General features: G+C 68.3%; 26 protein-coding genes. 15 read left to right on the top strand and 11 right to left on the bottom strand.

Annotation, left to right across the window (positions count from 1 at the left end):
• Positions 1-105 precede the first annotated feature (105 nt).
• Positions 106-2,640, top strand: coding sequence for a tetratricopeptide repeat protein (locus ACGF7Y_RS27095; RefSeq protein ID WP_393238180.1), 2,535 nt, complete (start codon positions 106-108; stop codon positions 2,638-2,640).
• Here ACGF7Y_RS27095 and ACGF7Y_RS27090 read toward each other — a convergent pair.
• Positions 2,637-3,872: an FxsB family cyclophane-forming radical SAM/SPASM peptide maturase gene (locus tag ACGF7Y_RS27090; protein ID WP_393238177.1), complete on the bottom strand. Its 1,236-nt coding sequence runs from the start codon at positions 3,870-3,872 to the stop codon at positions 2,637-2,639. The genes ACGF7Y_RS27095 and ACGF7Y_RS27090 overlap by 4 nt on opposite strands.
• Positions 3,873-4,224: 352 nt before the next feature.
• Between ACGF7Y_RS27090 and polA the strand changes: the two genes are divergently transcribed.
• Together polA and ACGF7Y_RS27080 are read left to right on the top strand one after the other, a co-directional pair.
• Complete coding sequence (polA, locus tag ACGF7Y_RS27085; protein WP_393238174.1) at positions 4,225-6,969, top strand: DNA polymerase I; 2,745 nt, start codon at positions 4,225-4,227, stop codon at positions 6,967-6,969.
• 196 nt (positions 6,970-7,165) lie between these two features.
• Positions 7,166-7,663, top strand: a complete 498-nt coding sequence (locus tag ACGF7Y_RS27080) for a beta-class carbonic anhydrase (protein ID WP_393238171.1) — start codon at positions 7,166-7,168, stop codon at positions 7,661-7,663.
• A 69-nt stretch (positions 7,664-7,732) separates the two neighbouring features.
• Here ACGF7Y_RS27080 and ACGF7Y_RS27075 read toward each other — a convergent pair whose 3' ends face one another.
• On the bottom strand, positions 7,733-8,047 hold the full coding sequence (locus ACGF7Y_RS27075) for a DUF6191 domain-containing protein (RefSeq protein ID WP_393238168.1): 315 nt from the start codon (positions 8,045-8,047) through the stop codon (positions 7,733-7,735).
• 426 nt (positions 8,048-8,473) lie between these two features.
• Here ACGF7Y_RS27075 and ACGF7Y_RS27070 point away from each other — a divergent pair, with 426 nt between their 5' ends.
• Positions 8,474-8,911: a 2-keto-3-deoxygluconate kinase gene (locus tag ACGF7Y_RS27070; RefSeq protein ID WP_393238165.1), complete on the top strand. Its 438-nt coding sequence runs from the start codon at positions 8,474-8,476 to the stop codon at positions 8,909-8,911.
• Positions 8,912-9,089: 178 nt separating this feature from the next.
• Here the strand turns inward: ACGF7Y_RS27070 and trxA are convergent, their stop codons facing one another.
• Together trxA and ACGF7Y_RS27060 are read right to left on the bottom strand one after the other, a co-directional pair.
• Positions 9,090-9,461, bottom strand: coding sequence for a thioredoxin (trxA, locus tag ACGF7Y_RS27065; protein WP_357041719.1), 372 nt, complete (start codon positions 9,459-9,461; stop codon positions 9,090-9,092).
• Between the two features lie 47 nt (positions 9,462-9,508).
• Positions 9,509-10,039, bottom strand: coding sequence for a 2'-5' RNA ligase family protein (locus tag ACGF7Y_RS27060; RefSeq protein ID WP_393238162.1), 531 nt, complete (start codon positions 10,037-10,039; stop codon positions 9,509-9,511).
• A gap of 78 nt (positions 10,040-10,117) precedes the next feature.
• Between ACGF7Y_RS27060 and ACGF7Y_RS27055 the strand changes: the two genes are divergently transcribed.
• From ACGF7Y_RS27055 to ACGF7Y_RS27040, 4 genes are all read left to right on the top strand, one after another.
• On the top strand, positions 10,118-11,212 hold the full coding sequence (locus ACGF7Y_RS27055) for an isocitrate/isopropylmalate dehydrogenase family protein (RefSeq protein WP_393238159.1): 1,095 nt from the start codon (positions 10,118-10,120) through the stop codon (positions 11,210-11,212).
• A 292-nt stretch (positions 11,213-11,504) separates the two neighbouring features.
• On the top strand, positions 11,505-12,368 hold the full coding sequence (locus ACGF7Y_RS27050) for an ABC transporter substrate-binding protein (RefSeq protein ID WP_393238435.1): 864 nt from the start codon (positions 11,505-11,507) through the stop codon (positions 12,366-12,368).
• Between the two features lie 3 nt (positions 12,369-12,371).
• Complete coding sequence (locus tag ACGF7Y_RS27045) at positions 12,372-13,331, top strand: amino acid ABC transporter permease (protein ID WP_393238156.1); 960 nt, start codon at positions 12,372-12,374, stop codon at positions 13,329-13,331.
• Positions 13,332-13,363: 32 nt separating this feature from the next.
• Positions 13,364-14,116, top strand: coding sequence for an amino acid ABC transporter ATP-binding protein (locus tag ACGF7Y_RS27040; protein ID WP_393238432.1), 753 nt, complete (start codon positions 13,364-13,366; stop codon positions 14,114-14,116).
• Between the two features lie 6 nt (positions 14,117-14,122).
• On the opposite strand, the gene ACGF7Y_RS27035 is transcribed toward ACGF7Y_RS27040, so the two are convergent.
• A complete protein-coding gene (locus ACGF7Y_RS27035) occupies positions 14,123-15,022 on the bottom strand; it encodes a LysR family transcriptional regulator (protein WP_393238153.1) in 900 nt (299 codons plus the stop codon).
• Positions 15,023-15,093: 71 nt separating this feature from the next.
• On the opposite strand from ACGF7Y_RS27035, the gene ACGF7Y_RS27030 reads away from it, so the two are divergent.
• The 4 genes from ACGF7Y_RS27030 (at position 15,094) to ACGF7Y_RS27015 (ending at position 18,050) form a co-directional block, all read left to right on the top strand.
• Positions 15,094-16,455, top strand: a complete 1,362-nt coding sequence (locus tag ACGF7Y_RS27030) for an FAD-binding oxidoreductase (RefSeq protein WP_393238150.1) — start codon at positions 15,094-15,096, stop codon at positions 16,453-16,455.
• 78 nt (positions 16,456-16,533) lie between these two features.
• Positions 16,534-17,418, top strand: coding sequence for an SPFH domain-containing protein (locus tag ACGF7Y_RS27025; RefSeq protein WP_393238148.1), 885 nt, complete (start codon positions 16,534-16,536; stop codon positions 17,416-17,418).
• Positions 17,419-17,430: 12 nt separating this feature from the next.
• Positions 17,431-17,589 (top strand): toxin-antitoxin system HicB family antitoxin, encoded by a 159-nt coding sequence (locus ACGF7Y_RS27020; RefSeq protein ID WP_168434213.1) that lies wholly within the window; start codon positions 17,431-17,433, stop codon positions 17,587-17,589.
• Between the two features lie 152 nt (positions 17,590-17,741).
• Positions 17,742-18,050, top strand: coding sequence for a hypothetical protein (locus tag ACGF7Y_RS27015; RefSeq protein WP_393238144.1), 309 nt, complete (start codon positions 17,742-17,744; stop codon positions 18,048-18,050).
• Here ACGF7Y_RS27015 and ACGF7Y_RS27010 read toward each other — a convergent pair.
• Positions 18,028-18,879, bottom strand: a complete 852-nt coding sequence (locus tag ACGF7Y_RS27010) for a class I SAM-dependent methyltransferase (RefSeq protein WP_063050503.1) — start codon at positions 18,877-18,879, stop codon at positions 18,028-18,030. The genes ACGF7Y_RS27015 and ACGF7Y_RS27010 overlap by 23 nt on opposite strands.
• Before the next feature lie 240 nt (positions 18,880-19,119).
• On the opposite strand from ACGF7Y_RS27010, the gene rpsA reads away from it, so the two are divergent.
• Positions 19,120-20,586, top strand: coding sequence for a 30S ribosomal protein S1 (rpsA, locus tag ACGF7Y_RS27005; protein WP_393238141.1), 1,467 nt, complete (start codon positions 19,120-19,122; stop codon positions 20,584-20,586).
• Positions 20,587-20,655: 69 nt separating this feature from the next.
• Here the strand turns inward: rpsA and ACGF7Y_RS27000 are convergent, their stop codons facing one another.
• Together ACGF7Y_RS27000 and ACGF7Y_RS26995 are read right to left on the bottom strand one after the other, a co-directional pair.
• Positions 20,656-21,195, bottom strand: coding sequence for a hypothetical protein (locus ACGF7Y_RS27000; RefSeq protein WP_393238138.1), 540 nt, complete (start codon positions 21,193-21,195; stop codon positions 20,656-20,658).
• Between the two features lie 112 nt (positions 21,196-21,307).
• The gene (locus ACGF7Y_RS26995) at positions 21,308-21,985 is read right to left on the bottom strand and encodes an NAD(P)-dependent oxidoreductase (protein WP_393238135.1); all 678 of its coding nucleotides are present in this window, start codon (positions 21,983-21,985) and stop codon (positions 21,308-21,310) included.
• 85 nt (positions 21,986-22,070) lie between these two features.
• On the opposite strand from ACGF7Y_RS26995, the gene ACGF7Y_RS26990 reads away from it, so the two are divergent.
• Entirely contained in the window at positions 22,071-22,772 is a 702-nt protein-coding gene (locus ACGF7Y_RS26990) for a TetR/AcrR family transcriptional regulator (protein ID WP_393238132.1), read from the top strand.
• A gap of 65 nt (positions 22,773-22,837) precedes the next feature.
• Here ACGF7Y_RS26990 and ACGF7Y_RS26985 read toward each other — a convergent pair whose 3' ends face one another.
• Positions 22,838-23,434, bottom strand: a complete 597-nt coding sequence (locus ACGF7Y_RS26985) for a TetR/AcrR family transcriptional regulator (RefSeq protein ID WP_393238130.1) — start codon at positions 23,432-23,434, stop codon at positions 22,838-22,840.
• A gap of 59 nt (positions 23,435-23,493) precedes the next feature.
• Between ACGF7Y_RS26985 and ACGF7Y_RS26980 the strand changes: the two genes are divergently transcribed.
• Positions 23,494-23,859 (top strand): hypothetical protein, encoded by a 366-nt coding sequence (locus ACGF7Y_RS26980; RefSeq protein ID WP_393238128.1) that lies wholly within the window; start codon positions 23,494-23,496, stop codon positions 23,857-23,859.
• A gap of 106 nt (positions 23,860-23,965) precedes the next feature.
• Here ACGF7Y_RS26980 and ACGF7Y_RS26975 read toward each other — a convergent pair whose 3' ends face one another.
• Together ACGF7Y_RS26975 and ACGF7Y_RS26970 are read right to left on the bottom strand one after the other, a co-directional pair.
• Complete coding sequence (locus tag ACGF7Y_RS26975; RefSeq protein ID WP_393238125.1) at positions 23,966-24,196, bottom strand: hypothetical protein; 231 nt, start codon at positions 24,194-24,196, stop codon at positions 23,966-23,968.
• The gene (locus tag ACGF7Y_RS26970; protein WP_393238122.1) at positions 24,193-24,375 is read right to left on the bottom strand and encodes a hypothetical protein; all 183 of its coding nucleotides are present in this window, start codon (positions 24,373-24,375) and stop codon (positions 24,193-24,195) included. The genes ACGF7Y_RS26975 and ACGF7Y_RS26970 overlap by 4 nt, the downstream gene beginning before the upstream one ends.
• Positions 24,376-24,784 lie beyond the last annotated feature (409 nt).

The raw sequence follows: 24,784 nt of genomic DNA, 5'->3' as shown, positions 1-24,784 counted from the left end.
CTTCACCAGCGCGGCCTGTGCTCCCGATGCCCGGGAGCACAGGCCGCTTTGGTCCGCTGAAGCTTTTCCGGGCGATGACCGCGTGCCGCGGGTTACCGTTGACAGGTGACAGCGGTCGGACGGCCGTGGCGGGTGTTCTTGAGTCACACTCGTGATCTCCGGTCCGAGACGAGTGGACGTTCCTGGATCACCTCGGCCGAGGAAGCGGTGAAAAGGTTCCGGCATGCGCCGGTGGACATGAAGTACTTCGCCGCCGATGGCCGGCCACCTGCGCAGGTGTGCGCGGAGCTGGTCGGTCTCGCCGATCTGTACGTCGGGATCATCGGGAGCAACTACGGCTCGCCGGTGCCCGATGATCCGTCACGCTCTTACACCGAACTCGAGTTCGACACCGCCACAGCGGCGGGCAAACGCAGACTGGTGTTCTTGGTCGCGGACGAATCACCCCGGCCGGCCGACGCCCGCCAGCTCGCGTTCCACGCTCGGCTGCTCGACTCCGGGCTGACGATCGCCCGCGTCGCCGACCCGGGCGAGCTGGACGCGGCGCTGACGCATGCGATCGCCCAGCTGATGCTCGACGACGCGATGCGCGGCCCTGTCGCGGCGCCGGCTTCGAGACCTCGCCCACGTCAATTACCGGCCGCCGCATCGGGTTTCACCGATCGCGCCGAGGACAGCGCCTGGCTGACCGCGCTGCTGCGCGGTGACGGAACGTGCGCGCGCTCGATCGGCATCATCAGCGGTCCGCCCGGTGTCGGCAAGTCGACGCTGGCCATCCGGGTGGCGCACGCGCTGCGCGCGGACTTCCCGGACGGGCAACTGTATCTGGATCTGCACGGGTACAGCGCGATGCCGGCATCGACGGCCTACGAGGCCCTGGATCGTTTCGTGCGGACCCTCGACGACACCGCGCAGGGGGACCCGGAGCTGGACGTGGAACGGCTGGCGCAGCGCTACCGCGCGCTGCTCGATGGGCGGCGCGTGCTGGTGGTCATCGACAATGCCTTGACTCCGGAACAAGTGCGGCCGCTGCTGCCGCCGCCCTGCTGCGCGACCGTGATCACGTCACGAAGTCCGTTGTCCGGGCTGGTGGTACGGGACGATGCGAGCAGGCTGGTGTTACGGCCACTGATGCAGGCCCACGCCGAGACGTTGCTGAGGACCGCGACCGGCTCGGAGGACAGCGCCGCGGCGGAGAAGATCGCACGGATGTGCGGGCATCTGCCGCTGACGCTGAAGCTCGCTGCGGAGCATGCCGCCGTGTCCGGCATGACCTTGGGTGAGCTCGCGGCCGAGCTGTCGAACGAACGGAACCGGCTGGACGCACTGGCCGGTGTGGACGGTGATCCGACATCGGAGGTACGGATGGTGTTCTCCTGGTCTTACCGGAATCTGCCCCATGATCTCCGCCGCGCATTCCGGCTTCTCGGTTTGCATCCGGGCGATGAATTCAGCACCACGGCTGCGGCGGCGCTGCTGGGTGCTCCGGCGGATCGAGCCCGCCGAACCCTGGACTCCCTCGTGGCATTCAGTGTGCTGGAGCGCCTGTCCCGCAATCGTTACCGATTGCTGGACCTGCTGCGGGAGTACGCGGCAGAGCGAGCTGCGGAAGACGAGCCCGACGGAGAGCGTCACGCTGCGCTGGCTCGGGAACTCGACTGGTACGCGCATACCGTGGACGCCGCCGACCGATTGCTGGCGCCGTTGCGTCGGCATGTGCCGCTCGAGCCGCCCGGCCCCGGCACTCCGACCACCGAGTTCGGCGACTACGACAATGCGCTGAAGTGGTGTGATAGCGAGAGAGCCAACCTGATCGCGGCGATACGGGCCGCCGGTACGGACGGTATGCCGGACGTCGCATGGCGGCTGGCGCTGGCCGCGGTGACTTTTTACAAGATCCGGCGTCACCACGACGATTGGCTGGCGACCAGTGAACTCGCCGTGACCGCGGCGCGGGAGGCGGGCGACGCCTTCGCCGAGCAGTGGTGCCTGACCAGTTTGGGTGGCGCGTTGGTGGAGGTCGGCCGCATCGAGGAGGCGCGGTCGGCGTACGAGCAGTCGCTGCGTATCAACCGGCAGATCGGCGACCGGATCGGCGAGGGCATGGCGCTGGGGAACCTCGGGGAGGCCGCGCGCGAGCTCGACCGCCCCGACTATGCCAGCGAGCTGGGCGAACAGGCCCTCGCGATCTGGCGCGCGATCGGCGATCGGCGCAACGAAGCGATCGTGCTGCGAGATGTCCTCGCCGGTGCGCGCTTCGATCATGGGGACTACCCGGCGGCGGAACTGCTCTACCGGGATGCCCTCGCGGCCTGTCATGGCATCGACTCGCACACCGAGGGCAACGTACTGCACGACCTGGGTACCACCCTGCAGGCCATGCTCCGGTACGGGGAGGCCGCGGATACTTACGAAGAGGCGCTGGCGGTACGGCGGATGAGCGGCGACCGTTTCGGGGAGGCGGAAACCCTCTACGCCCTGGGGGAGACCCGGCGGTCGCTCGGCGACCAGGTCGGCGCGCAGAGCGCGCTGCTCCAGGCATTGGCCGTTTACGTGGAATCGGGTTCACCCCGCGCCGACGAGGTGCGCGCGCGCCTGCGCGACCTGGGGGTCGATTCGGAGGATGGGCACGGGAGCTAGGGCTGCTGCCTCCTGCGGGTGGCGCGGACTGCGGCGAGTGAGGTCCCGCGCCGCGCCAAGCCGTCGGCAACCCGCTGCTCTATATGAGTGATCAAGGCGTACAGGTCGACGCAATAGACGGACGGATTGCCGAACCCGTTCTCCGGCCGATACCGATGGGGGTAGAGGCCGCCACCGCAGATCCGGTGGTGTGCGCAGGAGTGACAGATGGGCGACAGCGCGTCGATTCCCTGCTGCCTGGCTACGAAGGACGGTAATCGCAGCACGTCGTCGAGTGCGTGCCGCAGGACATGCAGGCCGGTGGCCGCCGCGCCGTCGTGCACGGCTTTCATGCTGTCCACCTGCTCGTATGAACCATCGGTCTCGATGACCACGAGCGCCACCGGATCCAGCCCGAACGATTCGTAGCTTTCGGTGCCACCGAGCACCAGATGCACCAAATCCTCGAACATACGCACGCCGCAGGGACATTCGGCCGCGTCGAACCACTCGTCGAAGATGGGTATCAGCCAGTCGGCGTACGGAGTACGACCGTCGCCGGGAACCAGGCCTGGGGGCGGGTTCTCCCATGTGCCGTGCGGGAGCAGAAAATCGACCGCCGGCAGATTCCTATCCCGCAGAGCCCGCCAGACGTCGAGCGGATCGGCCTCGAGCTGGATGGTGCAGAGGACGCCGCTGAAATACGCGCTCCGGTCCGGCTCGCGCATGAGCTCGATCGCCGCCACCACCGTGTCGTAGCTGGACCTGCCGTTACGGAAACGCCGGTGGAGGTCGTTGGCCTTCCGGTCTCCGTCCAGGCTGATCCCGATGCCGATATCGGCTGCGATCAGACGGTCGGCGGCCACCGCGTCCAGCCGCACGCCGTTGGTCTGAACCGAAGCCACGACACGGGTGGGCGCCACTCGGTGGCGCAGCTCATCGACGATCCGCACAAGGTAGTCAGGGCCTGCGAGCAGAGGTTCTCCACCGTGTAGCCGGACCGTCACACTGTCCAGATCGTGTGTCCGGGCGTGTTCGGCGATGCGGTCGCCGATGGCGGCGACGATTTCCGGTGCCATACCGCGCGGTTGGTCGCGCCACGACTGATCCGCCAAGTGATAGACGTAGCAGTAGTCGCAGTCCAGATTGCACCGGGACTGAACCTTGAGAATGAACTCACGTAACGGACGGGATCCTCCGGTCGGCCGCGACGGAGCCGAGGAGAAACCCGGCCCCGGCAGATCCGCCGACATCTATGTATCCGGATTATCGGTCTTGTCGTGGAGCGCGGACGACGGTGACCGCGCGTCCGTTCGAACTGTGGGCGTAAGCCGCGGAGTCCTCGGCTCGCGGAGCGTGCAATCGCTCCAAGGCCAGGTCGAGCGCGGACGCCGGAGCGGAAACCGGGGGAAACTCGGCGGGCGATTTCATGGCGGCTCCTTATGGAAATCTGTCTCTATCATCGCATTTCAACCCGCACGGCGAGGGGTGAATGAGCGGTCCACGTACCGATCGGGCCGCGGGTGGGATCGCCGCGCCGCCGGCCGTCGGTCAGCCGGGTGTCGGCGTATCGCCCTGTCGGTGCCGGTCCCTAGACTCTGGGGCGTGAGTTCACCCACGACCGCTCCGCGTCCTGCCCCCGCGTCCGGCTCCGGCGATCCCGGCTCGGGAGACCGGCCGACGTTGCTGTTGCTGGACGGGCATTCGATCGCCTATCGCGCGTTCTTCGCGCTACCTGCGGAGAACTTCAAGACGGTCACCGGCCAGACCACGAACGCGGTCTACGGCTTCACCGCGATGCTGATCAACCTGCTGCGCGACGAGAAGCCTACGCACGTGGCCGCGGCGTTCGACGTCTCGCGCCAGACCTTCCGCGCCGAGGCGTACCCGGAGTACAAGGCCAATCGCAGCGCCACCCCGGACGAGTTCCGCGGCCAGGTGGAACTCACCAAGGACGTGCTGGGTGCCTTGGGCATCCCGGTGATGGCGATCGAGGGCTTCGAGGCCGACGACCTCATCGCCACGCTCACCACACAGGCGACGGCCGCTGGTTTCCGTGTGTTGATCGTCACCGGCGACCGGGACTCCATCCAGTTGGTGAACGAGAACGTCACGGTGCTGTACCCGCGCAAGGGCGTCTCCGACCTGACCCGGTTCACCCCGGACGAGGTGATGGCGAAATACGGCCTCACGCCCAACCAGTACCCCGATTACGCGGCGTTGCGCGGCGACCCGAGCGACAACCTGCCCGGTATCCCGGGCGTGGGGGAGAAGACCGCCGCCAAGTGGATCCGCGAGTACGGCGACCTGAACACCTTGGTCGAGAAGGTCGATCAGGTGAAGGGCAAGGTCGGTGACGCGCTGCGGGCGAACCTGAGCAGTGTGGTGCTCAACCGGCAGCTCACCGAGCTGATGCGGGACGTGCCGTTGCCCTACACCCCCGACCAGCTGGCGCAGGGGCCGTGGGACCGCGAGAAGATCCATCAGCTGTTCGACGACCTCGAATTCCGCGTGCTGCGCGACCGGCTGTTCGAGACGCTGGCGCCGCCGGAGCCGGAGGCGGAGGCGGGCTTCGAGATCAGCGGCGGCGCGCTGGAGATCGGCGCGGTCGCGGACTGGCTCGCCGAGCACGCGAAATCCGGTGTGCGCCACGGTGTCTCGATTCTCGGCACGGGCTCCCCGGCCGGTGGCGACGTCCGCGCGCTGGCCATCGCGGCGGGCGACGGCGAGAGCGGTTACATCGACGTCACCGTGCTCACCCCCGAGGACGAGGCCGCGCTGGGCGCCTGGCTCGCCGACCCGGCGACGCCGAAGGCGCTGCACGAGGCCAAGGCCGCCGTGCACGCGCTGCGCGGCCGCGGCTGGACCCTCGGCGGGCTGGCCAGTGATACCGCGCTGGCGGCGTATCTGGTCCGCCCGGGCCAGCGCACGTTCAACCTCGACGACCTGTCGCTGCGCTACCTGCACCGGGAGTTGCGCGCCGAGACCGGCGAGACCGCGCAGCTGTCGCTGCTCGACGAAGAGGACGCCGTCGACGCCGAGCTGGCGCGGGCGCAGATGCTGCGCGCGCGTGCCGTCGCGGACCTGGCCGACGCGCTCGACGGGGAGCTGGCCCAGATCGAGGCCACCCCGCTGTTGGCGGAGATGGAACTGCCGCTGCTGGGTGTGCTGTCCACCTTGGAAGAGGCGGGCATCGCGGTGGACACCGACCAGCTCGCGACGCTGCAGCGGCAATTCGCCGACCGGGTGGCCGAGGCGGCCGAGGCGGCCTACGAGGTGATCGGCAAGCAGATCAACCTCGGCTCGCCCAAGCAGTTGCAGGTGGTGCTGTTCGACGAGCTGGACATGCCGAAGACCAAGCGCACCAAGACCGGCTACACCACCGACGCGGACGCGCTGGAGTCGCTGTACGAGAAGACCCAGCACCCGTTCCTGGAGCATCTGCTCACGCACCGCGACGCCACCCGCCTCAAGGTCACCGTCGACGGCCTGCTCAAATGCGTCGCCGACGACGGCCGCATCCACACCACGTTCAACCAGACGATCGCGGCCACCGGGCGGCTGTCCTCGACGGAACCGAACCTGCAGAACATCCCGATCCGCACCGACACCGGCAGGCAGATCCGCGACACCTTCGTGGTCGGCTCCGGCTATCAGTCGCTGATGACCGCCGACTACAGCCAGATCGAGATGCGGATCATGGCGCACCTGTCCGGGGACGAGGGACTGATCGAGGCGTTCAATTCCGGTGAGGACCTGCACACCTTCGTGGCATCCAAAGCGTTCGACATCCCGATCTCCGAAGTGAGCCCGGAACTGCGCCGCCGGATCAAGGCGATGTCCTACGGCCTGGCCTACGGGTTGAGTTCCTACGGCCTGTCCGCGCAGCTGAAGATCAGCACCACCGAGGCGAAGGAGCAGATGGAGGTCTACTTCGCCCGCTTCGGCCGCATCCGTGACTACCTCTACGAGGTGGTGGAGCAGGCGCGCAAGGTCGGCTACACCGAGACGCTGTTCGGCCGCCGCCGCTACCTGCCCGATCTGGACTCCAGCAACCGGCAGCGCCGGGAATCGGCCGAGCGGATGGCGCTCAACGCCCCGATCCAGGGCACCGCGGCCGACATCATCAAGGTGGCGATGATCAACGTGCACCGGGCGATGCGCGAGGCGGGGCTGCGCTCCAGGATGCTGTTGCAGATCCACGACGAACTGCTGTTCGAGGTCGCCGACGGGGAACGAGAGACGCTCGAGGCGCTGGCACGCGAGCAGATGTCCGCCGCCATCGCCCTTTCCGTGCCGCTGGAGGTATCGGTCGGCGTCGGCCACAGCTGGGACTCCGCCGCGCACTGACCGGCGCAGCGCAGGAGGACATGCCGGGCCCGACCGCAGGGGCCCGGCATCCGGCATCCGGAGAGCTACCATCGGGCCGCCGCGTGCAAGTAAACGAATCACGGTGAACGGGACGGATGTCCCGTGCCGCGCGGCCACCTACCGTGGGGCTGGTCGTACCGAGGGATTCACGCATACCGAGCGCAGGGGATGGCCCATGACTGTCACCGATGAGTACCTGGAGAACAACGCGGCCTACGCGAGCACCTTCCGAGGCCCGCTGCCGCTACCGCCCTCGAAGGGCGTGGCCGTGGTCGCGTGCATGGACGCGCGGCTGAACGTCTACGGCGCCCTCGGCCTGGCCGAGGGCGAGGCGCACGTCATCCGCAACGCGGGCGGCGTGATCACCTCCGACGAGATCCGCTCGCTGGCGATCAGTCAGCGACTGCTCGGGACCAGGGAGATCATCCTGATCCACCACACCGATTGCGGCATGCTCACCTTCACCGACGACGACTTCAAGGCGAGCATCCAGGAGGAGACCGGCATCAAGCCGGACTGGTCGGCGGAGTCGTTCTCCGACCTGGAAACCGATGTGCGCCAATCGATCGCGCGCATCGTCGCCAGCCCGTTCGTGCCGCACAAGGACTCGATCCGCGGTTTCGTGTTCGACGTGGCCACCGGCAAACTGAACGAGGTCCTTCGCCGTCAGTAAGGCGAATTCCTCACTACCGCAGTGAGATCCGGGTGAGAATCTCCGGATCTCACTGTGTTGTGGCGTGTTTCACGAGAGCTGGTGCGGCACGAGGCGCGCCGAACCTGCCGTGAGGTCCACCTCGTCGCGCGGCGGCGCGCCGTCGGAGGGGTCCTCCCGGTGCATCAGCGTCGTCAGGCGCTGCTCGAACTCGTGGTGTTTGCCGCCCTGGAAGACTGCCGTGACCTCCTCGAAGCCCGCGGCCGCCACGGGGCGACCCGACCGCGTGCGGGTCCAGGGCAGCGCTCGGCTGCCGGTGAGCCTGTTCCAGGCCACTTCGGCGAAGGCCAGGAGGATGAGCAGCACCGCCAGACCCGGAATGGTCATGGCCATCAGGAGACCCATGTCACCGACGCTACCCTCGTACCGGCCGCAACGTCCTGAACTGCAGGGATGGTACTCGTCAGTAGACAAATCGGGCATCGGATGTGGTTGCTATTGCGCCGCGATGTCCCTATTCTCGATGCCGTGCCGAATCCCGCCGACCGCCGCAGTGCAGCGCTCACCGTCGCAGACCGCGACAGCGCTCTGCTTTCGGCGTCGCTCATCGGGTCCTCCGTGGCTGCGCAGGCTACCGCCTCCGAGTCCGAGGTTCGCGCCGAGCTACTTCCGCTCACCGCGACGGTGGCGCCGCGTCCCCGAGTTCTCGTAGTAGCCCGCCGTAGCGGGGTCTGATCCGGGCCGGCCCCCTCGCTGCGGGCTTTTCCACTTGTTAGTGCTGGTCCCCTCTGTCAACTGAGCCACGACATTCTCCGGGAAGACCTACTTTCAATGACCATCCTGACTCTTGATACAGACCTGTTCCACGCCGCCGCTCCCAAGGCCCTACGTGCCGAAGCGGCCGGGCTGACCTCGGCGGAGTTCCACAGCCGCTACTGTGCGCACGGCGGTCCGATCCGCCTCGGCGAATGGTCTCCCGCGGGCGCCAGGACCGCGGAGTTCACCGCCACGCTGGAGTTCGCAGGCCATCTGCGGACCGTCATCGCCACCGGCAGCCCCGTCGCGGCGATGACCTCGGCCCTCTACGAGGAGGGCTATCCCGTCGAGATCCTGCAATTCCACCAGCGGCGCACCGCGGAGGGCACCGCCACGTTCGTGCAGTGCGAATGCAACGGCAGGCGCGGCTGGGGCGCGGCGATCGCGGACGACAGCGCCGAGTCGACGGTCCGCGCCATGATCGCGGGCGTCAACCTGCTCGGCGTGTCCTGAGATCCGGCGTCCCGACCGCGGGGCGGCAGCACGTCGCCCCGCGGTCGGGACGCTGACCGGCACCAGACGTGGAGCGGGCCCGGATACGGACTGCCGCTTTCGCGTGTCTGTACCCGGGCCCGAATCGACACCGGTGCGGCGCAATACCTGTCGCGCCGCGTGGTCCACCGTAGGTCTGCTACTCCGCGGCCTGCTGCTGCTCGGCGATCTGCTTGCGCACCTCGTCCATGTCCAGCGCCTTGACCTGGCTCACCAGATCCTCGAGCGCCGCGGGCGGCAGCGCGCCGGGCTGCGCGAACACCAGCACGCCCTCCCGGAAAGCCATGATCGTCGGAATGGAGCGGATGTTCGCGGCCGCCGCGAGGCCCTGCTCGGATTCGGTGTCGACCTTTCCGTGCACCACGTCGGGGTGCTTGTCGGAGGAGGCCTCGAAAGTCGGTGCGAAACTCTTGCACGGACCGCACCAATCGGCCCAGAAATCGACGAGTACCACGTCGTTTCCGGTGACTACCTCGTCGAAGTTCTGCTGGGTCAGCGTCTGGGTGGCCATGACGTCCTCTCGTTTCGGTGTGCCTGCTACAACGCGGGCTGCTCCGGTTATCTTCCACGGCGGATCCGGCCGACCGGCCACTCGCGCCGCTGATCCCCGTCCCATCGACGGATACCCAGCACGGTCGCCGGAAAATCCCGGTCCCTGGCGACGGCATGGATCGCCTCGCCGAGTTGGTGCGGCGGCACCCGCCTGGCCAGGGTGATGTGTGGGGTCCACCCGTCCGGTTGCACGTTGGCAGGCACGCCGGGGCACGGGGAGATCGTGTGGAAGATTCGGCGGTGCAGGGTGAGCAGTGCCTCGGTCGGAACCACCAACCGCACCAGGATGCAGCGGCGCGCACCGAAGACCACCACACCACCGAGCCGTACCGGGATCGGCGCGAAGATCTGCTCGTCGAGCGCCTGCTCGATGCGCGGCCAGATCTGCTTTGCCACCGCGGCGGTGATGTGCGGACGATTGGACTCGTCGGTGCGCGCGGCGAGGCTCCGCACACCGGCCTCCGCGAGCAGTTGCCACTGCCTGCGGATCTCGGTGTCGGCGGCCTCGTCGAGGAGTAGTTCGACCGACTGCACCATGGTCTCCGAAGGTAACCGCGATCGGCGTGTCCGCGGGCCGCTTCGGGCAGCCGGGCGGGTGGGCGGGAGGATGTTGCGGTGAACGACGCGAACCAACTCCGCCGGAACCGGGCGCTGCGGCTCGGCCTGATCGATGGCGACGGTATCGGCCCCGAGGTGGTGCGAGCGGCCGGGCAGGTGGTCGACGAGGCGCTGGCCGCCGCGGGAGCCCCGCCGGTCGAATGGGTGCCGCTGCTCATGGGGCACCGCGCCATCGCCGAGTTCGGCACCCCGCTGCCCGAGCAGACGCTCGAGGAGCTGGCCGGGGTGGACGCGTGGATTCTCGGCCCGCACGACAACGCGTCCTATCCGGCCGAACATCGCGTCGCGCCCGGCGGCCTGATCCGCAAGCATTTCGGCCTCTACGCCAACATCCGTCCCGCGCGGGCCTTCGCCGGTGTGCACGCCGCGGCGCCGGACATCGACCTGGTGATCGTCCGGGAGAACAGCGAAGGGTTCTACGCCGACCGCAACATGTTCGCCGGGTCGGGGGAGTTCCGGCCGACGCCGGACGTCGCGATGTCGGTGGGGCTGGTGACCCGTGCGGCCTGCGAGCGGATCGCGCACGAGGCGTTCCGGCTGGCCGCGACACGGCGCAAGCGGGTGACCATCGTGCACAAGGCCAATGTCCTGCCGTTGACGATGGGGCTGTTCCGCGACGTCTGCCACGAGGTCGGCCGGGCGTATCCGGGGATCGAGGTGGACGACGAACACGTCGACGCGGCGGCCGCGCACCTGGTTCGAGCCGCCGCCGACTACGACGTACTGGTCACCGAGAACCTGTTCGGTGACATCCTGTCCGACCTGGCCGGGGAATTGAGCGGATCGCTCGGGCTGGCGGCGTCGCTGAACTGTTCGGCCACCACGGCGATGGCCCAGGCGGTGCACGGCGCTGCGCCGTCGCTGGCCGGGCACAACCGGGCGAACCCGGCGGCGTTGCAGTTGTCGTCGGCGATGCTGTTGCGCTGGCTGGCGACCAGGGACGCCGAGGTGACCTTGGCGCGCGCGGGTGAGCGCATCGAGCGGGCCGTGGCCGCGACCTTCGAGGCGGGCATCGCCACCGCCGACCTCGGGGGGCTCGCCTCCACCAGTGAGTTCACCGAGCAGGTGTGCGCCAGGGTGCACCGCCGGTAGCGGCAGCCGGTCATCCGTAAGCCGTCGGCGTTCGCTCGCCCGGAGCGCCGCACGGCCCGCGCCCGGTCCTGAGTTCGCAGGTCAGCGACCGGGAGGGTAGGGTGTCCCGCCGGTGAACCGGCATCGAACGGCGGGCCCGGTCGTGTTGCTGTTGCATTACTGTCCAGCGCGGAGCGCCCTGTTCGCTTAGATTGCCAAACGGGTGGTGACGCCCGGGTTTCGTGGAGCCGAAATGTGGAGGGCTGTTGTGTCTGATCGTTCGTTTCTCGGCAGGCGCGCCCTGCGAGCCACCATGGGTGCGCTCGCCGCGGGTGCGTTGGTGCTGACGGGCTGTACTACGAACACCGAGGACACCGGACCCTCGGCGGCCAAGGTGCAGGTGGATAAAGTCGACGAGATCGCCGCGCAACTCCCCGACAAGATCAAGCAGTCCGGCAAGCTCGCCGTCGGCGTGAACATCCCTTATCAGCCGAACGAGTACAAGGACGCGAGCGGCCGGATCGTCGGCTTCGACGTGGATCTGATGGACGCCGTGGCCTCCGTGCTCGGCGTCGAGGCCGAATACGTCGAGTCGGCCTTCGAGAAGATCATCCCCTCGATCCAGGCCGGTACCTACGACGTGGGCATGTCGTCGATCACCGACTCCAAGGAACGCGAGCAGCAGGTCGACTTCACCACCTACTTCAACGCTGGCGTCCAGTGGGCCCAGCAGAAGGGCAAGCCGGTCGACCCGGAGAACGCCTGCGGCAAGAAGGTCGCCGTGCAGGCCACCACGGTGGAACACACCGAGGAGGTGCCCGCCAAGAGCGCCAAGTGCGTCGCCGAGGGCAAACCCGGCATCGACATCAAGCCGTTCGACGAGCAGAGCGCCGCGACCAACGCGCTGGTGCTCGGCCAGGTCGACGCCATGTCGGCCGACTCCCCGGTGACGGCGTACGCGATCAAGCAGAGCGACGGCAAGATCGAGAACGCGGGCCCGGTGTTCGACTCCGCGCCCTACGGCTGGGCGGTGCCCAAGGGCGCGCCGCTGGCCGCCGTGCTGCAGAAAGCGGTTCAGCACCTGATCGACACCGGCAAGTACCTCGAGATCACGAAGAACTGGGGCGTCCAGGAAGGCGCCATCACCAAGTCCGTCGTCAACGGCGCTGTGAGCTGATCGATGGCGGACGACGACACTCGGCCGGCGCCCGGCGATCCCGGGCCCGGCGGAGCGGATCAGGCGCGGGAGCCGGAGCCGATCAAAGCGGTTCCGCTGCGCAGGCCGGGACGCTGGATAGCGGCGGCGGTCATCCTCGTCTTGGTGGCGCTGTTCGTCTACGGCGCCGCGACGAACCCGGCCTATCGCTGGGATACCTACGGGAAATACCTGTTCGACACCCGGATCACCGCGGGCGCCATCGTGACGCTGGAACTGACCGTGTGCGCGATGGCGATGGCGGTCGCGCTCGGGACCACACTCGCCGTCATGCGGCTGTCACCGAATCCGGTGTTGCGGAGCACGGCGTGGGTGTATCTCTGGATCTTCCGCGGCACCCCGGTGTTCGTGCAGCTGGTGTTCTGGGGGTTGGTCCCCTCGTTGTACCGGCAGATCCACCTGGGCGTTCCGTTCGGGCCGCAGTTCTTCGAGTTCGACGTGCAGCACCTGCAGGCCGCGTTCGCCTTCGCGGTGCTCGGCCTCGGTCTCAACGAAGCCGCCTACATGGCCGAAATCGTCCGGGCCGGAATCAATTCGGTCGGTGAGGGGCAGCGGGAGGCGTCGTTCGCCCTCGGCATGTCGTGGGGCCAGACCATGCGCCGCACGGTGCTGCCGCAGGCCATGCGCGTGATCATCCCGCCGACCGGCAACGAGCTCATCGGCATGCTGAAGACCACCTCGCTGGTCACCGGCATCCCGCTGAGCACCGATCTGTTCGGCCGGGCGCGCGACATCTACGGCGTGAACTTCCAGCCCATCCCGCTGCTGCTGGTCGCCGCCACCTGGTACTTGGCCATCACGAGTGTGCTCATGGTCGGGCAGTACTACTTGGAGCGCTACTACTCGCGCGGCGTCTCCCGCAGGCTGACCGGCAAGCAGCTGCAGGAACTCGCCGACGCTCAGCAGGTGGAGAAGGCGAAATGAGCGTGAATGTCGAGAAGGCCACCGCTGCTCCGATGATCGTCGCGGATCGGGTCTGCAAGAACTTCGGCGCGCTGCAGGTGCTCAAGGGCGTGTCCCTCGAGGTGGGCCGCGGCGAGGTGCTGTGCTTGATCGGGCCGTCCGGCTCGGGCAAGTCCACCTTCCTGCGCTGCATCAATCACCTGGAACAAGTGAACGCGGGCCGGCTCTACGTCGACGGCGAGATCGTGGGCTACCGGGAGAAGAACGGCAAGCTCTACGAGATGCACCCGCGCGACGCGGCCAAGCAGCGCCGCGAGATCGGCATGGTGTTCCAGCACTTCAACCTGTTCCCGCACCGGACCGCGCTGGAGAACGTCATCGAGGCGCCCACCCAGGTGAAGAAGCTGCGCAAGGCGGACGCGGTGACCAGGGCGCGGGAACTGCTGGACCGGGTCGGCCTGGCGGACAAGGCGAACGCCTACCCGGCGCAGCTGTCCGGCGGTCAGCAGCAGCGCGTGGCGATCGCCCGTGCGCTGGCCATGGACCCCAAGCTCATGCTGTTCGACGAGCCGACCTCCGCGCTGGATCCGGAGCTGGTCGGGGAGGTCCTCACGGTCATGCGGGAACTCGCCCGCTCGGGCATGACGATGGTCGTGGTGACCCACGAGATGGGCTTCGCCCGCGAGGTCGCCGATCAGCTGGTCTTCATGGACGGCGGGGTGGTCGTGGAAGCGGGAGTGCCCAGGGAGCTACTGGCCGATCCGCGGCACGAGCGCACCAAGGCGTTCCTCTCGCGCCTGCTCTGAGCCGGCTCACGCGTCGGCGCGCAGGGCGATGCGCAGTTGCCCGAGCAGCACTTTGGCCGCCGGGCTCGCGGGACGGTCGGTGCGCCAGGCCAGCGCCAGGCGCCCGCGCAGTTCCGGCTCGACGATGCGGACGGTCCGCACCCCGAAAGCCGCGGCCTCCTCGGCGGTGAGTGCGGGGACGACGGCGACGCCGAGACCGCGTGCGGCGAGGCGCAGCAGCAGGGCGGGCGCCGCCGCCTCGTAGGCGATGCCCGGCTCGAATCCGGCCGCCGCGCAGGCTCGCTCGAAGACGCCGCGAATGCCGGTGCCCGGCGTGAGGCAGATCAGCGGGTGATCCCGCAGCGCGGTGAGCGCGACCTCGTCGCCGTAGCCGGGATCCGCCGCCGCCACCGCGGCCACCACCGCCGTCTCCAGCACCACTTCGATGCCGATGGCCGGATCGAGTTCGGCGCCGGTCATCCCGACCAGGGCCATATCCAGCTCACCGCGGCCGAGCGCGGCGAGCATCCGCTCGGAGGTGTCCTCGGTCAGGCTGATACCGATCTGCGGGTGGTCGTGGTGGAAATCGGCGAGCACGGCGGCGACGTCGAATTCCTCGACCGCCGCCCCGGAGATCAGCCCGACCCGCACCTGACCGCGCAGCAAGCCGGTGAACTCGTCCACCGTGTGCGTGATCCGCTCGGCGGCGGCCAGCGCCGCCCGCGCGTGCGCGAGGACGGCCGCGCCGACCTCGGTCGGAGTCACCGTGCGCCCGCCACGGTCCAGCAACGGGTGGCCGAGTTCGCGCTCCAATTGCCGGATCTGCGCGCTGAGCCCGGGCTGGGCCAAGTGCAGCCGAGCCGCCGCGCGAGTGAAGCTCGCCTCCTGGGCGACCGTGACGAAGTAGCGCAGCTGCCGCAATTCCATAAGCAACCATTATAGGAATAAGAAGAACTATCTGTTTTACTTCTTCCCGCTCGTGCAGCAGGGTCGAAGTCATGGGAAACAACGCCGCAGAAGCCAAGGAAAACGCCGACATCTTCACCGGTCCGGTCTTCCGTCCGGGCGACGAGGGTTATGACGCGGAGATCGCCGGCTTCCAGACCGCCTACACACACCGGCCGGAGGTGATCGTCGGCGCCGTGCACGCCGAGGATGTGCGCGCCGCCGTGGAGTACGCCGCGCGCCGCGAGCTGCCGATCGCCGTGCAGGCCACCGGCCACGGCCTGTCCGTCGCCACGGACGGCGGCGTGCTGATCAGCACGCGGCGGATGACCGGCATCCGGATCGATCCGGCCCGCCGGACCGCGCATGTCGGCGCGGGGGTGCGTGCGGGCGCGCTGGTCGAGGCCGCGGCCGAGCACGGGCTCGCGCCGTTGAACGGTTCGTCGCCGTCGGTCGGTGTGGTGGGCTACCTGCTCGGCGGGGGAGTCGGGCTGCTCGCGCGGCAGTTCGGGTACGCCGCCGAGCACGTGCGGACGATCGAGCTGGTCACCGCCGACGGCCGGGTGCGCAGGCTGACACCGGACGACGAGCTGTTCGGCGCTGTCCTCGGCAGCGGAGGCAACTTCGGCGTGGTGACGGCGCTGGAGGTCGGGCTGGTCCCGGTCACGACGGTGTACGGCGGACAGCTCGTGTTCGACACGCCGCTGGTCGAGCGGGCGCTGGAGGCGTGGCGGCGCTGGACCGCGACCGTGCCGGAAGAACTGACCTCGACGGTGAGCATGCTCGCCTTCCCGGACATCCCGCAGGTACCCGCACCGATGCGCGGGCGGTACGTCGCCTCGATCCGCATCGCCTACAGCGGTCTCGCCGAGGAAGGTGAACGTCTGGTCGCACCGCTGCGGGCGGTCGGGGAACGACTGAAGGACGACCTGCGCGCGATGCCGTACACCGAGTCGCACACCATTCACAGCGACCCCGACCACCCGCATGCCTACGCCGCCACGAACGCACTGCTCGGCGAGTTCACCGAGGAGACGGCCGCGGCGTTGGTCGAGGTCGCGGGGCCGGAATCCGGCGCCGGAGCGGTTGTCGACGTCCGTCATCTCGGTGGCGCGCTGGCTCGTGCGAGCGACGCCGGAATCGCGGTGGACCATCGCGAAGCCGCCTACATCGTGCGGATCATCACCGGCCCGGATGGCGCCGCGGCCCGAGCCGGCATCCGTGCGGCGCTGACGCCGTGGACGCTGGGCCACAGCCTCAATTTCCTCTACGGCGCGGGCGCCGACGCGGACGAGGCGCAGACCCGCGCGGGTTATCGGCCCGACACCTACGCCCGGCTGGCCGCGCTCAAGGCCCGGCACGATCCGCGCAACCTGTTCCGCTTCAACCGCAACATCCGGCCGCACGCCGGGTGATGTCCCGCCGCCGCGCCTGGTCTGGCGCGGCGGCGTCATGCTATCTTCGTGATATCACTTTGATATTCGGAGGATGTCATGCAGTTTCGACCCGCGTTCCACGTCAACGGTTTCCTGGTGCTGCTGGGGTGGTTCCTGCTCACCCTCTTGTTCGGCGGCGCCGCGGTGCTCGGCTTCGTCGTGGGCGCCCGGCACGACAACGCCGTCGCCGTGGTCGGCGCGGTGGCGGCGATCGTCGTGGTCGTCGTCTTGCTGCTGGCGGCGACCGGCTTGACCGTGGTGAACCCGAACGAGGCCAAAGTGGTGCAATTCTTCGGCCGCTACATCGGCTCGGTGAGCGAGCCGGGTTTCTTCTCGGTACTCCCGCTGACCGATCGCAAGAGCATCTCGCTGCGCGTGCGGAACTTCGAGACCCAGAAGCTCAAGGTCAACGACGCCGACGGCAACCCGGTGGAGATCGCCGCGGTGGTCGTCTACCGGGTGGTGGACAGCTTCAAGGCCGCCTTCGCCGTCGACGACTACGAGGAGTACGTCGAGACCCAGTCCGAAGCCGCCGTCCGGCACCTCGCCACGACACATCCCTACGACGCGCACGAAGCGGACCGCACCAGCCTGCGCGACGGCGCCGAAGTGGCCGAGGAGCTGACCGTCGAACTGCGTGACCGCACCGAGATGGCGGGTATCGAAGTCCTGGAGGCGCGGATCACCCACCTCGCCTACGCGCCCGAGATCGCCCAGGCCATGCTGGTCCGCCAGCAGGCCGCCCAGGTGGTCGCCGCGCGGACCCGGATCGTCGAGGGCGCCGTCGGTATGGTCGGCTTGGCGCTGGAGCGGCTCGCCCAGCAGGGCGTGGTGGAACTGGACGAGGAACGCAAGGCGGCGATGGTGTCGAACCTGCTCGTCGTGCTGTGCGGTGATCGCGCCACCCAGCCCGTCGTCAACGCCGGTTCGCTGTACTCGTGAGGCGGACGGCCCATGGCTGAGCGCAAGAAACTGCTGCTACGCCTGGACCCGGCCGTTCACGACGCCATCGCGAAGTGGGCGGCCGACGACCTGCGCAGTATCAACGCCCAGATCGAGTACGCGCTGCGTCTGGCGCTGGAGCAGGCCGGGCGCAAACCGAAGTCGCAGTGACACGACCTCGATACCGATCAGAGATGGTGCCCCGGCCCCATGGCGCGAAGACTGGCTAGGTGTCAGCGACTGTCCTGCTGTCCGCACCGAAAGGGGCAATCACCGAAAGGGGCGGCAATCACCGAAAGGGGCACTCTCCGAAAGGGGCAATGATGACCACGATTGTGCACATCGACGACACCGTGCGCGACTACGACACGTGGAAGCCGGCGTTCGACGGTCTCGAGCAGTACTTCGCGGAGGCGGGAGCCCGCAACTGCCGCGTGGCGCGATTCACGCACAACCCCAACCGGGTGATCGTCGAACTCGACTTCGACACCGCGGCGGAGGCCGAGGCCTTCCGGGACGGTTTGCACCAGCTCATCGACCTGCCGAGGACGCAGATGCTGCTGGTCAGCCACGAGGTCTCCATCCTCGAGCTGGTCGACGACCGCCGCCTCACCGTCCGGGCTTCCTCGTGACGAAGATCGCCGTACCGGGGAACAGCTCGCCGCGCAGCGGGCTCCACTGTCCCCATTCCCGATCGAGCCATTCCGGCCATTCCGGCTCGACGATGTCCTCCACCACCAGTCCCGCCGCGACGATCTCCCGGACCCGGTCGCCGATCGTCCGGTGGTGCTCGACGTAGGTGGGCACGTCGTCGCCGTCGACCTCCACGTAAGGGGTGCGGTCGAAGTACGGGATGGTGGCGGTCAGGCCCGCCGGACCGGGATCGTCCGGGAAGATCCAGCGCATCGGGTGGTTCACCGAGAAGACCCAGCGCCCGCCCGGCCGCAGCACCCGCCCGACCTCCCGCATCACCAGCGCGGAGTCGGCGACGAACGGCACGGCGCCGAACGCCGAGCAGGCCAGATCGAACGACGCGTCCGCGAACGGAAGAGCCTCGGCGTCCGCCTGCACCAGCGGCACGCGAGGTCCGCCGCGTGCCATCACCGCCAGGCCCCGCTCCAGCATGCCCCGCGACAGGTCGAGCCCGACCGGCCGCGCGCCCTGCCCGGCCAGCCAGCGAGCGCACGGGGCCGAGCCGCAGCCGATCTCCAGCACCAGCTTGCCGGTGACGTCGCCGAGGAATCGCATATCGCCCTCGTGCAGGCCCTCCGGGCACCACACGAACTCGCCGCCGGGGGAGTCCACGCCGAGGAACTCCGCGTGCGTCTCGTGGTATTGGGCGGCGTCGGCGTCCCACCACCGCCGGCTGGCCAGCTTGCTGGCCGCCGATCCGATCCGGGTCCGCGCGATGCCCGTGGTTCCGAGCAGTGCGTTTGCTTGCGCATGGCGATCTTCCGACACGCCGATCAGACTATCGGCGTGGCGACCCGACGGTTTGCCCGCCCGGACCGAGGTCGCGTACGCTGAACGCGCGAGTGTCTTCCGTACAACCGTACCGAAGTTCAACCCGTGCTGAGTTTCACGCGCGTCGCGTGCGGTACGTTCCTAAGTGTCCGTCTTCACACCTCGCGGTGAGATCGCAGCGTACCGAAAGTTCCAATGTCCGCAACCGACCACAATCCGTCCGGAGCAAACCGACATATGCCCACCACCGTCACCTCGCCGCAGGTAGCCGTCAACGACATCGGCTCCGCCGAGGATTTCCTCGCCGCCATCGACGCCACGATCAAGTACTTCAACGACGGCGACATCGTCGAAGGAACCATCGTCAAGGTCGATCGCGACGAGGTCCTGCTCGACATCGGTTACAAGACCGAAGGCGTCATCCCCTCTCGCGAACTCTCCATCAAGCACGACGTCGACCCCAATGAGGTCGTTTCCGTGGGTGATGAGGTCGAGGCCCTTGTTCTCACGAAGGAGGACAAGGAAGGCCGCCTGATCCTGTCGAAGAAGCGGGCGCAGTACGAGCGTGCGTGGGGCACCATCGAGGAGCTCAAGGAGAAGGACGAGGCCGTCAAGGGCACCGTCATCGAGGTCGTCAAGGGCGGCCTGATCCTCGACATCGGCCTGCGCGGCTTCCTGCCCGCGTCGCTGGTCGAGATGCGCCGGGTCCGCGATCTCCAGCCGTACGTCGGCAAGGAGATCGAGGCCAAGATCATCGAGCTGGACAAGAACCGCAACAACGTCGTGCTGTCCCGCCGCGCCTGGCTGGAGCAGACCCAGTCCGAGGTCCGCAGCGAGTTCCTGCACCAGCTGCAGAAGGGCCAGGTCCGCAAGGGTGTGGTCTCCTCGATCGTCAACTTCGGCGCCTTCGTCGACCTGGGCGGCGTGGACGGTCTGGTGCACGTCTCCGAGCTGTCCTGGAAGCACATCGACCACCCGTCCGAGGTCGTCGAGGTCGGCAACGAGGTCACCGTCGAGGTGCTCGACGTCGATCTGGACCGCGAGCGCGTCTCGCTGTCGCTCAAGGCGACCCAGGAAGACCCGTGGCGTCAGTTCGCCCGCACCCACGCGATCGGCCAGATCGTGCCGGGCAAGGTCACCAAGCTCGTTCCGTTCGGCGCGTTCGTCCGCGTCGAGGAGGGCATCGAGGGCCTGGTGCACATCTCCGAGCTGGCCGAGCGCCACGTCGAGGTGCCGGACCAGGTCGTGGCCGTCGGCGACGACGCGATGGTCAAGGTCATCGACATCGACCTGGAGCGTCGCCGGATCTCGCTGAGCCTCAAGCAGGCCAACGAGGACTACCACGCCGAGTTCGACCCGTCGAAGTACGGCATGGCCGACAGCTACGACGAGCAGGGCAACTACATCTTCCCCGAGGGCTTCGATCCCGACACCAACGAGTGGCTCGAGGGCTTCGACAAGCAGCGCGAAGAGTGGGAAGGCCGCTACGCCGAGGCGGAGCGTCGCCACAAGATGCACACCGCGCAGATGGAGAAGATGGCGGCCGACGCCGCGGCCGAGGCCGCGAACGGCAGCGGCGCGTCGAACTACTCCTCCGAGAGCGGTTCGCAGTCTTCCGCCAACCAGGCCGAGTCCGCCGGCGGTTCGCTGGCGAGCGACGCCCAGCTGGCGGCTCTGCGTGAGAAGCTGTCCGGCAACGCCTGATAGGCAATAGTCCGAACGACTGTGCCCCAACCGGAATCCGGTTGGGGCACAGTCGTTTCCGCTGCGTCTTCAGACGTTTTCGCGGCGCGAGGGTTTCGTGGTGCCGCGTTTGACCTGTGGCGCGTGGGCGGGCCGCCGCGCCGCCTCCTGTGGCGCGACCATCTGCGCTGTGGTGAGCGCGACGACCTGAATTTGCTCCAGCCGCAAACCGAGTGAGGCCAGCCGGGCGATGACGCCCAGCCGATGCTCCGGCAATCCGGGGCGGATCACCAGCGGATCCCCCTCCGGACGACGCAATACGTAGGCCCGGCGTTCGGCGTCGAATCGCACGGGTACGCCGTCGCGGATGGCTCGGTAGGCATCCAGATCCAGCGTGCTGTGCCGGATCGGGTCGATCATCAGCGACTCGACGAATTGCTCCGCCTGCCGCAGGAACGGCTCTTGGTCCGACGGGTCCAAGTGCTCGATCCGCTGGGCCACGCGCCACCGATAATCCTCCGCGGCGTGGCGCAGCAGAGACCGGTGCCGCTCGATCTCGGCCGCGAAGGCCACGAGTTCCTCGTGGTCCAAGGCGCGTGGGTCGGGCGTCGAAGCTTGGACGTCGGGCATGGGTGCCCCTATCTCTCGGGTTGCGGATTACATTGCGTGGCAACCAGATCGACGTCCGACACTGTCTATTGTGCCGTAGGGGTCCGACAGAAACGGCGTACGGTCCGTCCGCTCAGTAGCCGACGGTGAAGCGGCGCTGCACGAAACGCGGCAGCTCGGCTTCGTCGAGGATCGCGACGGCCACGTCTTCGGCGGAGATGTCCGGGCCTCCGACCAAGAGCTGATCACCGCCGATCCGGAAGCGGCCGGTGCGCTCGCCGGGATTGATCCGCCCCGAGGAGGGGCTCAGGTAGGTCCACTTGCGGTTGGACAGCCGGTAGATGTTCAAGGCGTCGCGTAGCGCGCGTACCACCTGGGCGTACTCCGCGGGCACGTCGAGGACTTCGGTGAGGGTGCGAGTGAATTGCGCACCGGTGTCCAGCAATTGCGTGCCCGGCGTGACCTCCAAGCTGCCCGCCCCGCCCACGGCGATCAGCCGGACGCGGGGCTGCCGGTCCAGCGCGGCGACCATCGCCCGCGCGCCCACCACGAAGTTGTCGGCCGAGGTAATGGTGTCGGCGATGCCGCGCCCGGCGTTCACCGCGCTCACAACTACGTCGAGGCCGGCGATGGCGTCCGCGATGCTGCCTGCGTCCAGCCAATCGGCCACCGCCCACGTCTCCTCCCCGCGGCGGGCCGGGAAGCGCGCCGCGTCGCGCGTGAAGGCGGTGACCCGATGCCCCCGCCGCACTGCTTCGGTGACGACGCGGGAACCGATGACGCCGGTAGCCCCGAAAACCCCGATATCCATGAAGACTCCTCAACATTGTTCATTTACTACACGCCGTTCAGTTTGGATACGGCAGATAGTAGCCGAACGCTGTAGGGTGTCAACCGTGGCCGAGATCGTGAGAAGTCGCCGGGAGCGCCTGCGCGCCCAGACGCTGGAGGACATCGAGACGATCGCCATGCGGCTGCTCGCCGAGGGCGGGCCGGACGCGATCTCGTTGCGCGCCATCGCCCGTGAGATGGGCATGACGGCGGGCGCGATCTACGGCTACTTCGCCACCCGCGACGACCTGATCTCCACTCTCATCTCGGACGTCTACACCGCCCTGGTCGACCGGCTCGAAGCGGCGCGCGATGCCGTGGCGGTGGAGGATCCGGCCGGGCGCATCATGGCTTGGGCCGAGGCCGTGCGCGCGTGGGCGGTGCAGCGGCCCGCCGAATTCCGGCTCATCTACGGGGATCCGGTCGCCGGCTATCGGCCGCCGCCGGGCGGACCCGCCGCCGCGGCGGAATTGCGGGCCTGCACCGGCCTGGTCGGTCTCGCGGCGGCCGCGTGGCCCCACGCCGCGGTGACACAGGCCGCCGACGACTGCGCGTGGTCGGACTTCGACCCGGATCTGGCCGCGCATGTTCGCGCCGGCTTTCCGGAGTTGCCTCCCGATGCACTCGCCCTCGCGCTGCGTATGTGGGGCCGGATGCACGGACCGATCGCGCTCGAGGTGTACGGCCATCTACGTCCGCAATCCCAGGACCCGGCAAAGCTTTTCCGCGCCGAAATGCGCGACCTGGTCCGCTCGCTCGGGCTTTAAGTGAACCCGAGGGTGCAGGCGGGTCCGCGGAGCCTCCGAAGCGGCTCTCCAAGAGCGCCGGTGACCTAGCGGACCTGCGGTGCCGTCGCGAGCGACTCCGGCTCGACGGGGCCATGTGCGATGTCGTGAAAAGCGTTCCGCAGCAAAGCGATGATCCGTTGCGGCGGCGCGTCGCGCAGCCCGTCGAGTTCGAGCAGGTGGCGGCCGATCACCACACCGATGGTCAGGGCTCCGAGCAAACCGGCGCGCAGGTCCGCCTCGTCGTCGGCGAGCTGCCCCGCCGCTTCGCGCTGGCGTGCGGTCATGGCCGCGCGCACCTCGTCGGCGGCCTCCGGGACGGTGAGCATCGAACGGATCGCCGCCAGGGTGTTGACCGGCCGGTCGGCGAGTTTGATGGCGAGCGCGTCGAGCAGGAGTTCGGCCACCTGCTCCGGCGTACCGGTGATCGGGTGGTCGTCGGCGAAGACCGCGACGCGCGCGAACAGATTCTCCTTGGACCCGAAATAGCGCATCACCAGGCTGGGATCGGTGTCCGCCTCCATCGCGACGGCACGGATGGTCGTCCGGTCGTATCCGGCCTCCGCGAACAGCCGGCCCGCTGCCGCCAGGATCCGGTTCTCGGTGTTCCGGCGTTGCTGAGCGCGCGTGGGGCTCGAATCCATGAATTCAGTCTACGTCTGTTGACTCGATAGTCGCGCGGCGGGTAGGTTTCGGTCTACAAATGTTGACTGAACTGGAAAGTGAGGTGGTTCCGATGTGGTCCACCGTCGCCCTGTCGCTGGTCGCCGGGATCCTCGGGGTGAACGCCGTTCCGCACTTCGTGAAAGGCATGATGGGGGAGGAGTTCCCGAACGTGACGGGTAACGCGCCGGTCCGCAACGCCGTGGCCGGATTCCTCGGGCTGCTGCTGACGGCGATGATCGCGTCCTGGGCCGACCTGTCGAGTCATCCGTGGGCCGGTGCTGTGGGGATCGGCCTGGGCGGTCTGAGCATGGCGATCTTCCACGGCCTGGGCGGGGCCTACCGGCTCAACACCGCCTTGGGTCTGCCGAATCCTCCTCGTCAGCTGCACTCGACGGTGGCGTGATCCGAGATTCGCACCGGTGGCGCACCTTCGACGAGGCTTCCCGTGGATGCCTCGTCGTCGGTCTTTCCGCCCTCGGGCGAACATTCGGCGCCTCGAGGGCGCGGAGTCACCGAGTCGGCGCCGGGGCGCTACCGGCTCCGGCTGTGATGCCGACTCCGACGAGCAGCGCCGCCAGGGCGAGAATCGCCGAGCCGGCTTCGAACGCGAGCCGGAAACCCTGAGTGAGGGCGGCCTCGACGGGCGTCCCCGACGCCGGCGACGCGGTACTCCGGTGGATCGCGAGGGTGCTGAGCAACCCCAGTCCGAAAGCGCCGCCGAGTTGTTGGGTGGTGGTCACCAGTCCGGAGGCCAGACCGGTGATGTCCTCGTGGGTTCGCCGACAGCGGCGATGGTGATCGATACGAACGCCAAGCCCATGCCGAATCCGGCCGCCGGCATGCCTGGCAGTAGCTCCAGGTATCCATCGATCGGTGACAGGCGCGACAGCGCGAGGATGCCGAGGCCGCGGGCGACCATGGCGGTGGTCGGTACCAGCGCCGCTGGGCGGTCACTGGAGGAGAAGAGTCCCGGCGTCCGGCCGCCGAGTGGTGAGGAAATGAGCTCAGATCGGTGGACGTGTCCAGAAATTTGCCGTCATCGGTGTATGCCGGGCTTCCCGACGACTCGGCAGCTCGTGCTCGTATACGGTATGCGAAACATGGCACATCGAAATGGCGAACGGGGATGCCGCTGTTTCGCGGTCTTTCGCGCGGTACCGCGATTAGCGAGAAAATCGTCCTGGGGGTGCGGGAACTATCTCGCCGCGGCGATTGCCGTCCGAAATGGAATCGAGTTCCCGCGTAGTCCGGCCGCCGTGGCGGTACCCCGCGTGCTCATCGCTCGGTCATGGATTTTTCGGTGATATTTCGAAGGCCGACGAACGGTG

The organism is Nocardia sp. NPDC047654 (genome assembly GCF_043205035.1).
GTDB lineage: Bacteria > Actinomycetota > Actinomycetes > Mycobacteriales > Mycobacteriaceae > Nocardia.
This window is presented reverse-complemented; position numbering and strand designations above follow the sequence as displayed.